The organism is Brevundimonas sp. ALps5 (assembly GCF_058681645.1).
In genome coordinates this window covers 3,674,596-3,687,209 of sequence record NZ_CM178744.1, presented here as the reverse complement: position 1 = coordinate 3,687,209, position 12,614 = coordinate 3,674,596, and the positions used below count along the sequence as shown (strand labels likewise).

Below are 12,614 nucleotides of genomic sequence, written 5' to 3'. Positions count from 1 at the left end.
CGGCTTCAGGCCACCTTGGCGTCGCGGGCCAGCATGCGATCGATGGCCTCGGCCTCGACCGGACGGCTGAAGTAGAAGCCCTGGATGTCGCCGCAGCCGACGATGGCCAGCCGGTCGACCTGGGCCCGGGTCTCGACCCCCTCGGCCAGCACCTTCAGGTCCAGAGCCTCGGCCATTTCGACGATGGCGCGGACGATGGCGTCGCTCTCGGGCTGCATCCCCAGATGGGTGACGAAGGACCGGTCGATCTTGATCTTGTCGATCGGGAACCGCTTCAGATAGCCGAGGCTGGAATAGCCGGTGCCGAAGTCGTCTATGGCCAGGGTGAAGCCCATCTTGCGCACGGCCTTCAGCGTCTCATAGGTCGCCGGGTCGTCGGACAGCAGGACGCTCTCGGTGATCTCGATCTCCAACGCCCGGGCCGAGGCGCCGGTCTCGGTCAGCAACCCCTGCAGCAGGCCCACCAGATCACCGGCCTGGACCTGGGTGGCGGAGATGTTGATGGCGGTGCGGATGGTCGGCCAGCGCCGGCTGTCGATGAAGGCCTGCTTCAGGGCGAAGCGATCGACCACCTCGGACAGGCCGCAGTTCTCGGCCAGGGGCACGAAGACCGAGGGCGAGATGACGCCGCGCACCGGGTGAGCCCAGCGCATCAGGGCCTCGACCCCGGTGATCACGCCCCGGGAATTGATCTGGGGCTGGTAGGACAGGGTCAGGCTGCCGGCGCCGGGCGCGCCGGACAGGGCCGCTCTCAGGTCGGCCTCCAGCGCCTTCCTCTCACGCAGTTCGCTGTCCATGGCCGGATCGAAGGCGCGCCAGCCGTTGCCGCCCTGTTTGCGGGCCGCGGCCATGGCCAGACGGGCGCGACGCAGGCCCTCCTCCGGCCGACCGTCCGCGGCGCCCCAGAAGGCCACGCCGATGGAGGCGGCGATGACGGTGTCCTTCGACGCCGCCTCGCAGGGGGCGGCCAGCAGGCGGATCAGCTGGCCGGCGACACCCTCGGCCTTGGCCGGGGTCAGGTCACGCCAGTGGATGGCGAAGACGCCGTCGGCGATGCGCGCCACGGTGTCGGTCTCGGGACAGACGGTGGCCAGCCGCTTCGACAGCTCGGCGATCACCCGATCGCCCACGTCATGGCCGAGGAAGTCGTACAGCTCCTCGAACTGATCCAGACCGATGCAGAAGACGCCGACGCGGGCGTCGTCCGGCAGATCGGCCATCCGGTCCAGCAGCAGGGATTTGGTCGGCAGGCCCGTGACCGGGTCGTGGGTCGCCGAATAGTGGGCCCGGGCCTCGCTCATCCTGAGGCCGCCCTCGTTCTTGCGCAGCTGGCGGAACAGGATCAGGCCGGCGGCGCCCAGGCCGATGGCGATGGTGGTGACGAGGTTGCGGTCCGCCGGATCGCCCGTCGCCACGATCAGCAGAACGACCATCAGGGCCATCACCGACAGGGCGGCGGCCGTGCTGAGGATATCCAGCGGCTGGCGGGCGGGAACAGGGCTCACGGCGGATCCTGACAGAACATCGTCAGGTTGCCCGCCAAACCTTGGCAAGCCGTAAAGACCGCAAGTCTCTGCCCGCCCTGGGAAATTCCGGCGGCGGCGCGAGAATTAGGCCGTCACGATGTCCGAATCGTCCTTCGGCCGGCGGAACTCGATGATGCGCACGCACCAGATCGAGATCTCGTAGAGGAGGACCAGGGGCACGGCGAGCATCAGCTGGCTGATGGGATCGGGCGGCGTGACCACGGCGGCGACCACGACCACCCCGACGATGGCGTAGCGGCGGCTGGCGACCATCAGCTTCGAGCTCAGCAGCCCCGTCATCCCCAGAAGGGTCGTCACGACCGGCAGCTGGAAGCACAGGCCGAAGGCCAGCAGCAGCGAGGTCACCAGGTTCAGATACTCCGACACCTTGGGCAAGAGGGCGACCGAGACGGTGTCCGAGGTGATCTGCTGGCTCAGCGAGAACCACATCACGAACGGCAGCATGACGAAGTAGACCAGGGCCGCGCCCAGAACGAACAGCAGGGGCGCCGCGATCAGGAACGGCAGGAAGGCGCCGCGCTCGTTGCGATAGAGGCCCGGGGCGACGAAGCGGTACAGCTGCCAGGCGATCACCGGGAAGGCCAGGACGATGGCGCCGAAGCCCGCCAGCTTCATCTTGGTGAAGAGGATCTCCAGCGGCGCGGTGTAGATCAGCTGGGTCGAGGCGGCGGTGACGTGGGGCATGGGCTCCAGACCCATGGTCACCAGGATCAGGTCGAACGGCGACACATGATGGCCGCCCGCCTTCGCCGCGGCCTCGGCATGCAGGGCGGCGGCCGCCGCGAACGGCTTGACCAGGAACACATACAGCGGCCCGGCGAAATAGAAGCAGACCAGGAAGCCCAGCACGAAGGCGACCACGCAGACGATCAACCGCCCGCGCAGCTCGATCAGATGGTCCATCAGGGGCGCGCGCGACGCCTCGATCTCGGTCTCGTCCCGTTCGTAGGTCATAGGTCGAGCTTGCTGTTACGCGGGGCGCGGGGCGCGGCCTTCGCAGCCGGGGCCTTGGCGGTGGAGGCCTTCGCCTTCGTCGCCGGAGCCTTGGCCGCGGCGGCCTTGGCGGGCGCGGATTTGGCGGTGGCCTTGCGTTTCGGGGCCGGTTTGGCGGCGACCGGCTCGGCCAGAGGCGGGGTCGCCACCGGCATCACCACCGGCTCGCCGTCGGGCCATTCGGAGGCGGCGGGCGCCGTGACCGGCTCGGCGACTGTCTCCGGCACGACCGGCGTCTCGGCGAACAGGGGCTTGTCGAACTCGTCCTTCACGCCCTGGAAGGTCGACTCGACCGCACGGACGGGATTGTTCTGGCCGGTGCGCAGAGCCTCGACCTCCTTGCGGAGCTCATCCAGTTCGGACTGGCGCGCCATCTCGTCGAAGCTGGCGCGGAACTCATTGGCCATGCCGCGCGCCTTGGCGACGACCTTGCCCAATTGGCGCAGCAGCCCGGGCAGACGCTCGGGTCCTACGACCACAAGCGCCACCAGGCCGATGATGAACCACTCGCTGCCCCCGATACCGGGACCCAGACCGCCCATGCTTTAAGGCTCTTTCAGTTCTGGCGGCGACTAGCGCTTCAGCTCTTCTTTTTCGGCGTCGGTGCGCGGCAGGCTGGACACGCCGTCCGAGGGACCGTCCTTCTTGTCGTCGTCTTTCAGGCCTTCGCGGAAGGCTTTGATGCCCTTGGCCGCGTCGCCCATGATGTTGGACAGCTTGCCGCGTCCGCCGAACAGAACGACGACGATCAGGGCGACGATCGCCCAATGCCAGATGCTGATGCTGCCCACGGCGGCGTCTCCTAAAGGGTCCGGATTCGGCCCCGTAACAAATCTTCTGGCGCCATATAGGCTATTGCTTGGCGGTGCGGCAATCGACGCTGTAGTCACACCGCGATGAACGCCCCCTCAAATCACGTGATCATCCACACCGACGGCGCCTGCAAGGGCAATCCGGGCCCCGGCGGCTGGGGGGCCATTCTCCAGGCGGCGGGCAAGACCAAGGAGATGTCGGGCGGCGAACCGCTGACGACCAACAACCGCATGGAGCTGATGGGCGCCATCATGGCGCTGGAGGCCCTGACGCGGCCCTGCGAGGTCGATCTGCACACCGACAGCAAATATGTGCTCGACGGCATCACCAAATGGATCCCGGGCTGGAAGTCGCGCGGCTGGCTGACGGCGGACAGGAAGCCGGTCAAGAACGACGACCTGTGGAAGCGACTCGACGCCGCCCGCACGAAGCACAAGGTCAAATGGCACTGGGTCAAGGGCCACGCCGGCCACCCGCTCAACGAGCGCGCCGACGAGCTGGCCAACCGCGGTATCGCCGAGATGAAGGCGGCCGCGCGAGTGCGCCCCTAGGCCGCCCGCACCTTCAGGCCCGAACCGGTCGTCCTTTCGACCACCACGCTGTCGCCGACCATGGGGGGCTCGCCCTCGATCTCGGCGGGCCATTCGGCGCCCGAGACGAAGACCCGGCCGTGGCCGCCGACAAAGGCCGCGACGACCCGCGCCCGCTGACCGATCAGACGCTCGTCGCGGTCGTTGATGTCGGGGTGTTCGTCGGGATTGAGCCGCGCGACCAGACGGCGCGAGGCGAAGGTCGAGACCAGGGTCAGGACGGCGAACAGGGCCGCTTCCGCCGGGAAGCCGAGCTTCAGGCCCAGGGCGCAGACCACGGCCACCACACCCGCCGATACCGCCGGCCACAGCAGCCATTCGGTCGAGACGGCCGCCTCGATCCCCAGAAGGACCACCCCGACCGCCAGCCACAGCCAGAAGGGCTGGGCGGCGTAAAGATCGAACAGAGTGCTCATGGCGTCACGCGCTCGGCGGCACGGCGCCGCCACGACGGGCGGGAGCCGGCGGGGTGGGCGGCGTCGGCCGCGACTGCTGGTCCTGCGCCAGGCCGACCAGTTGGCCGATGCCGGCGATGGTGCCGACCAGGCCGCTCATCTCGGCGGGGACGATGACCGTCTTCTGCGTCGGGTTGCGGGCCAGTTCGGCGAAGGCCTCAACATACTTCTGGGCGACGAAGTAGTTGATGGCGTTGACGTCGCCGCGGGCGATGGCCTCCGATACCATTGCAGTGGCTTTCGCCTCGGCCTCTGCGGCGCGCTCGCGGGCCTCGGAATCGCGGAAGGCGGCTTCCTTGCGGCCCTCGGCCTGGAGGATGGCCGACTGTTTGGCGCCCTCGGCGCGAGCGATGGCGGCCTGCTTCTCGCCGTCCGCCTCGGTGATCACGGCCCGCTTCTCGCGTTCGGCCTTCATCTGGCGCGCCATGGCGTTGGTGATGTCCGCGGGCGGGGTCAGGTCCTTGATCTCGATCCGGTTGACCTTGACGCCCCACGGCTCGGTCGCCGCATCGATGGTGGTCAGCAGGCGGCTGTTGATCGAGTCGCGCTGGAACAGCACCTCGTCCAGCTCCATGGCGCCGACCACGGTCCGCAGATTGGTCATGCACAGCTGGGTGATGGCGTAGGGCAGGTTTTCGACCCGGTAGGCGGCCGAAGACGCCTCCATCACCTGGATGAAGACGATGGCGTCGACCTTCACCATGGCGTTGTCCTTGGTGATGACCTCCTGCTGGGGCACGTCGAGGACCTGCTCCATCATGTTCATACGGCGGCCGACCCGTTCCACGAACGGGGTCAGGATGCTGATGCCGGGCTTGAGGGTCTTGGTGTAGCGGCCGAAGCGTTCGACCGTGAACTCGCGCCCCTGCGGCACGATCTTGATGACGCTGAACAGAAGGACGAAGGCGAAGATCACCACGAGGGCGATGGCGACGTAACTCATGAAACAGTCTCCCTTATGGCCTCATCCTAGACCTTCGCCATATCGCCCGCCACGGAAACCGGACGGCGTTCGACCGGTTTTCGACAACCTCAGGGCGGCAAGGTCCTCACGCGGGGCTTGCAAGCTCGAGGGCTTCGCGAATGATCCTTCGCGTCTCGCTCCAGTCGATCAGGGCGTCAACTTCCCCGAGCGGCACGAACCGCGCCTCGGCCGCATCGTCACCCGCGACCGGCTCTCCGGACAGCCAGCGGGCGGCGTAGTCGATCAGGACATAGTGCATTCCGGCCTCGGGGAAGATGCCGTCCACGACGTCGATCAGGCCGAGGAGCTCCGCCTCCACGCCCGTCTCTTCGCGCAGTTCGCGCACGGCGGCGTCGACGGCGCGCTCGCCCGGCTCGATCCGTCCGCCGGGCAGCGACCACTCCCCTGCCCGCGGCGGCTTGCCCCGGCGGATCAGCAGGACGTCCTGGCCCCGGATGCAGACGACGCCGACGGCGGGAATCGGAGGGGGCGGCGCAAAATCCATGCCCCAGCATAGCTTTCAGCTTCCGTCGCGTGCACGTTTTTGACAGAAGACGCCCATGACCGCGCCCCCTCCCGCCGCACTGGACGAACTCAAGGCCGCGCTCGGCCCGGCGGGCTGGAGCCAGGACCCGTTCACCCTCGCCCCGCACCTGACCGAATGGCGCGGACGCTGGACCGGCGAGACCCCGATCCTGCTGACGCCGGGCTCGACCGCGGAGGTGGCGAAGGCTGTAGCCATCTGCGCCGCCCACGGCGTGTCCATCATCCCCCAGGGCGGCAATACCGGTCTGGTCGGCGGCCAGATCCCCTATGGCGAGGTCCTGCTGTCCACCCGCCGGCTGCGCGCCGTGCGCGACGTGACCCCGCTGGACGACGCCATGACGCTGGAGGCCGGGATCACCCTGCTGGAGGCCCAGCAGCACGCCACGGCGGCCGACCGCTTCTTCCCGCTCAGCCTCGCGGCCGAGGGCACGGCGACCATCGGCGGGGTCATCTCGACCAACGCCGGCGGCACCCAGGTCCTGCGCTACGGCATGATGCGCGATCAGGTCCTCGGCATCGAGGCCGTCATGCCCAATGGCGAAATCTTCAACGGCCTGAAGCGGCTGCGGAAGGACAACACCGGCTATGATCTGAAGCAACTGCTGATCGGCGCCGAGGGCACGCTCGGCGTGGTCACGGCGGCGACGCTGAAGCTGTATCCGGTCATGCGCTCGCGCGCGGTCGCCATGGTCGCGCTGGAGACGGCGGCGGCCTCGGTCGAGCTTCTTGCCCGCGCCCGCGCCGAGACCGGCGGCGGGGTCGAGGCCTTCGAACTGATGAAGCGTCTGGGCGCGGAGCTTGTCATCAAGAACATCCCCGACACCCGCTGGCCGCTGGACCCGATTCCGGAGTGGTCGGTGCTGATCGAGATCGCCTCCGGCACGCCCGGCGGCGCCGAGGCCCAGCTGGACGCCCTGCTGGAGGTCGCCTTCGAGCAAGGCCTGATCACCGACGCCGCCATCGCCCAGAACGACAGTCAGCGCGCCGCCTTCTGGCGTCTGCGCGAAGAGCATTCAGCGGCGCTCAAGCCCGAGGGCGGCGGCTGGAAGCACGACGTCTCCGTGCCGATCAGCCGCATCGCCGAATACATCGACGAGGCCACCGCGGCGGTGGAGCGCTTCCATCCCGGCGCCCGCGTCTCGGTCTTCGGCCACGTCGGCGACGGCAATCTGCACTACGACATCCTGCCGGCCGTCGGCGAGGATATCCCCGCCTTCATCGCCCGCTGGAAGGAAGGCTCGCAGGTCGTCCACGACGTCGTCGCCCGCTACGACGGCTCCATCTCGGCCGAGCACGGCCTGGGCCGCCTCAAGACCGACGAGGTCCGCAAGTACAAGTCGCCGCTGGAGGTCGAGACCATGGCCGCCATCCGCCGCGCTCTCGACCCGAAGCGGATCATGAACCCCGCCGTGCTGTTCTGACATCCGTCGGAAACTTCTGATGTTTCATGGTGAAGCCTTTTCGGGCATTCCGCGTTGACCGAAATCGGGATTCCCGAATCCTGAAGCGTTGGGGAATACGTCGCTGTCCGAACATGCCGCCCAAGCCGTAGCCGACGACGGTTTCCCGAGGGGATCCGGCGAGATGGCGGCGCGCATCCGCGCCTTCGACTGGGCTTCGACGCCGCTCGGTCCGATCGACGGCTGGCCGCAGAGTCTGAAGACCGTCGTCGGCATGCTGGCCGCCGCGCCCAATCCGATGGTCCTGCTGTGGGGCCCCGAAGGCGTGCTGATCTACAACGACGGCTATGCCCGTTTCGCCGGCGGGCGGCACCCGGAGCTGCTGGGCATGGGCGCCCGCGAGGGCTGGCCCGAGATCGCCGACTTCAACGACGGCAACATCCGCCGTGGCCTCGCGGGCGAGAGCTGGTCGCTGCGGGATCAGGAGCTGGTTCTGGACCGGCGCGGCGTGCCCGAGCCGGCCTGGCTGGACCTCGACTACGGCCCCGTGCCGGACGAGAGCGGCAGCCCTGCGGGCGTCATGGTCTTCGTCACCGAGACGACCGACCGGGTCCTCGCCGACCGCGCCAAGTCCGAAATCAATGAACGGCTGGATCTGGCCCTGTCCGCCGGACGCGGCGTCGGCACCTGGGACTGGGACATCGCCGCCGACCGCGTCGTCGCCGACGCCCGCTTCGCCGAACTCTACGGCGTCGATCCGGATCAGGCCGGACGCGGCGCGCCCATCGCGGACTTCTTCACCGCCATCCACCCCGACGACGCCGTCCGCGTCGGCCAGGTGGTCCAGGAGACGCTCGACACCGGCTCGCCATTCCGCTCCGAATACCGGCTGGTCCAGCCCGACGGCTCCATCCGCTGGGTCGCCGCCGAGGGCCGCGTGATCTCCGGCGAGAACGGCAAGCCCACCCGCCTGCCCGGCGTCTCCTTCGACATCACCGACCGCCGCGCAACGGACGAGGCGCTGCACGAAAGCGGACGGCGTCTTCAACTGGCGCTGGACGCCGCCGACCTCGGCGCCTTCGTCTGGCACCCCCAGGAGGACCGTTCAGAAGCCGACCCCCGGATGATGGCCATGTTCGGTCTCGCCCCCGACAGCGACCTGACGCTGACGGGCGCGCTGGAGCGCAGCATCCACCCCGACGACGCCGCCTCCTATGCCGCCGCGGTCCAGCAGGCCCTGGATCCGCGAGGGGACGGGCGTTTGCACTATGACCTGCACGTGGTCTGGCCCGACAGGTCCGACCACGTCGTCCGGATCACCAGCCAGGTGCATTTCGTGGGGGACATCCCCGTCACCATGACCGGCACCGCCCAGGATGTGACCGAGGCCCGCGCCCAGGAAGAGGCGCTGCGGCGCACCGAGGCCCATCTGCGCTTCCTCGACTCCCTGTCCATGGCCGCCCAGGGCGAAGTGGACGCCGCGGACATCCTGGCCATCATCACTCGGCTGACGGGCCAGCACATGGGCGCTTCCGTCGTCGCCTATGCCGACATGGACGAGGACCAGAACGGCTTCACCATCCGCGGCGACTGGGCCGCGCCCGGCGCGACCAGCATCGTGGGCCACTATGATCTCGCCGATTTCGGCAGGCTGGCGCTGCAGGAGCTGGGCGCCGGGCGCCCCCTGATCGTCAACGACAACCTCAAGGAACTGCCTCCCGAGGAGGCCGCCACCTTCCAGGGCATCGGCATCTCCGCCACCGTCTGCATGCCCCTTCTCAAGGAAGGCCGGTTGATCGCCTTGATGGCGGTGCATCACAGCACGCCTCACGTCTGGACGGAGGAGGAGCTGACCACCATCCGCGAGGTGGTCACCCGCTCCTGGGCCCACGTCGAACGCGTCCGCGCAGAGGCCGAGCGACGCGAGAGCGAAAGCCGCTACCGCACCCTGTTCGACACCATGGACGAGGGCTTCTGCGTCATCGAGTTCTTCGACGGTCCGCACGGCCCGGACAGCGACTATATCCACATCGAGGCCAACCCCGCCTACGCCGCCAACGCCGGGATCGAGAACGTCGTCGGCCAGAAACTGCGCGAAATGGTCGGGGACGAGGCCCAGGCCTGGGTCGACCGCTACGGCGCGGTCCTGCACACCGGCCAGCCGATCCGCTTCGAGCAGGAACTGGTCGCGACCGGCCGCTGGCTGGAACTGTCCGCCTTCCGCATCGAGCCGCCCGAGCGCCGTCAGGTCGCGGTCCTGTTCCAGGACGTCACCGCCAAGAAGATCGCCGAGCGCGAGCTTCAGTCCCTCAACGCCAACCTGGAGGAGCGCGTCGTCGAGCGCACCGAGGAGCTCAGCCGCGCCCACGAAGCCCTGCGCCAGTCGCAGAAGATGGAGGCGGTCGGCCAGCTGACCGGCGGCATCGCCCACGACTTCAACAACCTGCTGGCCGGGATTTCCGGCAGCCTGGAACTGCTCGGCAAGCGCCTTGGCGAAGGCCGGCTGAACGGGATGGAGCGCTATATCGACGCCGCCCAGGGGTCCGCCCAGCGCGCCGCCTCCCTGACCCAGCGCCTGCTGGCCTTCTCCCGCCGCCAGACGCTCGATCCCAAGCCGACCGACGTCAATCGCCTGATCGGCGGGATGGAAGACCTGATCCGCCGCACCGTCGGTCCGGACGTCGAGGTCGAGGTGGTCGGCGCCGGCGGTCTGTGGACCACGCGCATCGACGCGCCACAGCTGGAGAACGCCCTCCTCAACCTGTGCATCAACGGCCGCGACGCCATGGCCCCGGGCGGCGGCCGGTTGACCATCGAGACGGCCAACAAATGGCTGGACGACCGCGCCGCCCGCCATCGCGACCTTCTGCCCGGCCAGTACGTCTCCCTCTGCGTCACGGACACGGGCACGGGGATGACGCCCGAGATCCAGGCCCAGGTCTTCGATCCCTTCTTCACCACCAAGCCGCTCGGACAGGGCACCGGCCTCGGGCTGTCGATGATCCACGGCTTCGTGCGCCAGTCGGGCGGCCAGGTGCGCATCTATTCCGAGGTCGGCAAGGGCACGACCATGTGCCTGTATCTGCCGCGCTACACCGGCGAGATGGAGATCGCGGACGAGGAGGGCATCGCGCCGGTGATCCACGGCGGTCACGGCGAGACCGTCATGGTCATCGACGACGAGGAAACCGTGCGAATGCTGGTCGCAGAAGTGCTCGGCGACGCCGGCTATCATGTGCTGGAGGCGCCCGACGGGCCGTCCGGACTGGAGATTCTACGCAGCGAGGCGCGCATCGATCTGCTGATCACCGACGTCGGCCTGCCCGGCGGCATGAACGGCCGTCAGGTCGCCGACGCCGCCCGCGAGGTCCGGCCCGAGCTGAAGATCCTGTTCGTCACCGGCTATGCGGAGAACGCCGCCGTCGGCAACGGCCATCTGGACCCCGGCATGGAGGTCATGACCAAGCCCTTCGTCATGGCCGCCCTCGGCGACAAGGTCCGCGAGATGATCGAACGCTGAGGACAGATTGTCCCGCGCGGTTCAATTTGTCGTCGAAGCGGCCTATCTCGCGGCTCTGAAGACTGGAGACGCCTTATCGTGCTGATCGTGCTGTCCCCGGCCAAGCGGCTGGATTTCACCGAGACCGACCCTGCCCTGCCGGCCACCGCGCCGCGCTTCGTGGACGACATCGCAAGCCTGTCACGCACGGCCAAGCGCCAGACCAAGGCCGATCTGCGCAAGCTGATGGGCATTTCCGAGGATCTGGCCAGGCTGAACCAGCAGCGGTTCAAGGCCTTCGATCCCGCCGACACCGAGGCGGGCATCCAGGCCGTGATGGCCTTCGCCGGCGACGTCTATCAGGGTCTGGACGCCCGCAGCCTCGATCCGAAGGCGCTGGACTGGGCGCAAGGCCACCTGCGCATCCTGTCGGGCCTCTACGGCCTGCTGCGGCCGCTGGACCGGATCCAGCCCTATCGTCTGGAAATGGGCGTGCGGCTGAAGACCCGGCGCGGCAACAGCCTCTACGACTTCTGGGATGACCGGATCTCGAAACAGCTGAACCTCGACGCCGAGGGGCAAGCGACGGCGGTTCTCATCAACCTGGCCAGCCAGGAATACTTCGGCGCCGTCGACGCCAAGGCGCTCAAGATCCCCGTCGTCACCCCGAACTTCCGCGAGAACAAGGACGGCGAAAGCCGCATCATCTCCTTCTTCGCCAAGAAGGCGCGCGGGACCATGGCCCGCTTCGCCATCGACGAGCGCATCGAGAACCCCGAGGACCTCAAGGCGTTCGACCGGGACGGATATCGGTTCGACAAGTCGCTCTCGACCGAAACGGACTGGATATTCACCCGAACGGGAAATTCATAGTCCGGCCTGTCGCCATCGCCGCCGCGAGCGGCTAGGCTGTCGTCAAAGCAGAAACTGAGCCTTCGGAAACGTCGCCATGTTCAACCGGACCAAGCCCGCCGCGATGGATAACCAGCGTCCCGTCTATCGTGACCCCAATGACCTGAAGGGTCAGGTGGCGGTCATCTCCGGCTCGACCTCCGGCATCGGTCTGGCCCTGGCTCGCGCCGTGGCCGCGCGCGGCGGTGACGTGGTCCTGAACGGTCTGGGCGATCCGGCCGAGATCGAACGCACCCGCGCCGAGCTGGAGGCGAGCTGCGGCGTCAAGGTCCGCTACCACGCCGCCAACATGCTGCGCGGCGAGGAGGTCGCCGACATGGTGGCCTACGGCAAGCACGAGCTGGGCCGCGTCGACATCCTGGTCAACAACGCCGGCATCCAGCACGTCGAGTCCGTCGAGAAATTCCCCGCCGACCAGTGGGAGAAGATCATCGCCATCAACCTGTCCTCGACCTTCTACGCCACCCGGGCCGCGATCCCGATCATGAAGGCGCAGGGCCGCGGCCGGATCGTCAATATCGCCTCGGCCCACGGCCTGGTCGCCAGCCCGTTCAAGTCGGCCTATGTCGCCGCCAAGCACGGCGTCGTCGGCTTCACCAAGACGGTGGCGCTGGAGCTGGCCCAGGACGGGATCACCTGCAACGCCATCTGCCCCGGCTTCGTCGAGACCCCGCTGGTCCAGGCCCAGATCGCCGATCAGGCCCGGCTGAACAATGTCTCGAAGGAAGTGGCGCTCAGGGACATCATCCTCGAGGCCCAGCCGACCAAGCGGTTCGTCACGACCGACGAGCTGACCGGCATCTTCCTCTATCTGGTCTCCGACCTCGGGGCCTCGGCCACGGGCGCAAGCTTCTCCATCGACGGCGGCTGGACCGCCCGATAACCGAACTCCGAG

General features: G+C 68.2%; 12 protein-coding genes. 5 read left to right on the top strand and 7 right to left on the bottom strand.

The window, feature by feature from the left end:
- Positions 1-5: 5 nt before the first annotated feature.
- The 4 genes from ACW172_RS17635 to ACW172_RS17620 all read right to left on the bottom strand — a co-directional run bounded on the left by ACW172_RS17635 (position 6) and on the right by ACW172_RS17620 (position 3,331).
- Entirely contained in the window at positions 6-1,505 is a 1,500-nt protein-coding gene (locus tag ACW172_RS17635; protein ID WP_492032727.1) for a putative bifunctional diguanylate cyclase/phosphodiesterase, read from the bottom strand.
- Between the two features lie 105 nt (positions 1,506-1,610).
- Positions 1,611-2,501 (bottom strand): twin-arginine translocase subunit TatC, encoded by an 891-nt coding sequence (gene tatC, locus ACW172_RS17630; RefSeq protein WP_492032726.1) that lies wholly within the window; start codon positions 2,499-2,501, stop codon positions 1,611-1,613.
- Entirely contained in the window at positions 2,498-3,082 is a 585-nt protein-coding gene (gene tatB, locus ACW172_RS17625) for a Sec-independent protein translocase protein TatB (RefSeq protein ID WP_492032725.1), read from the bottom strand. Before tatB ends, tatC begins: the two co-directional genes overlap by 4 nt.
- A gap of 30 nt (positions 3,083-3,112) precedes the next feature.
- Entirely contained in the window at positions 3,113-3,331 is a 219-nt protein-coding gene (locus tag ACW172_RS17620; RefSeq protein ID WP_492032724.1) for a twin-arginine translocase TatA/TatE family subunit, read from the bottom strand.
- Between the two features lie 105 nt (positions 3,332-3,436).
- Here ACW172_RS17620 and rnhA point away from each other — a divergent pair, with 105 nt between their 5' ends.
- Positions 3,437-3,904 carry a ribonuclease HI gene (gene rnhA, locus ACW172_RS17615; protein WP_492032723.1) on the top strand — a complete coding sequence of 156 codons (468 nt, stop codon included), beginning with the start codon at positions 3,437-3,439 and terminating at the stop codon, positions 3,902-3,904.
- On the opposite strand, the gene ACW172_RS17610 is transcribed toward rnhA, so the two are convergent.
- From ACW172_RS17610 to ACW172_RS17600, 3 genes are all read right to left on the bottom strand, one after another.
- Positions 3,901-4,359: an NfeD family protein gene (locus ACW172_RS17610; RefSeq protein ID WP_492032722.1), complete on the bottom strand. Its 459-nt coding sequence runs from the start codon at positions 4,357-4,359 to the stop codon at positions 3,901-3,903. The genes rnhA and ACW172_RS17610 overlap by 4 nt on opposite strands.
- 4 nt (positions 4,360-4,363) lie before the next feature.
- Positions 4,364-5,341 (bottom strand): SPFH domain-containing protein, encoded by a 978-nt coding sequence (locus ACW172_RS17605; protein WP_492032721.1) that lies wholly within the window; start codon positions 5,339-5,341, stop codon positions 4,364-4,366.
- Positions 5,342-5,447: 106 nt separating this feature from the next.
- On the bottom strand, positions 5,448-5,867 hold the full coding sequence (locus ACW172_RS17600; protein WP_492032720.1) for an NUDIX hydrolase: 420 nt from the start codon (positions 5,865-5,867) through the stop codon (positions 5,448-5,450).
- A gap of 55 nt (positions 5,868-5,922) precedes the next feature.
- Here ACW172_RS17600 and ACW172_RS17595 point away from each other — a divergent pair, with 55 nt between their 5' ends.
- The 4 genes from ACW172_RS17595 to ACW172_RS17580 all read left to right on the top strand — a co-directional run bounded on the left by ACW172_RS17595 (position 5,923) and on the right by ACW172_RS17580 (position 12,602).
- A complete protein-coding gene (locus ACW172_RS17595) occupies positions 5,923-7,329 on the top strand; it encodes an FAD-binding oxidoreductase (RefSeq protein ID WP_492032719.1) in 1,407 nt (468 codons plus the stop codon).
- A 163-nt stretch (positions 7,330-7,492) separates the two neighbouring features.
- On the top strand, positions 7,493-10,828 hold the full coding sequence (locus tag ACW172_RS17590; RefSeq protein WP_492032718.1) for a PAS domain-containing protein: 3,336 nt from the start codon (positions 7,493-7,495) through the stop codon (positions 10,826-10,828).
- Between the two features lie 78 nt (positions 10,829-10,906).
- On the top strand, positions 10,907-11,680 hold the full coding sequence (gene yaaA / locus ACW172_RS17585; protein ID WP_492032717.1) for a peroxide stress protein YaaA: 774 nt from the start codon (positions 10,907-10,909) through the stop codon (positions 11,678-11,680).
- A 103-nt stretch (positions 11,681-11,783) separates the two neighbouring features.
- A complete protein-coding gene (locus tag ACW172_RS17580) occupies positions 11,784-12,602 on the top strand; it encodes a 3-hydroxybutyrate dehydrogenase (protein WP_492035011.1) in 819 nt (272 codons plus the stop codon).
- Positions 12,603-12,614 lie beyond the last annotated feature (12 nt).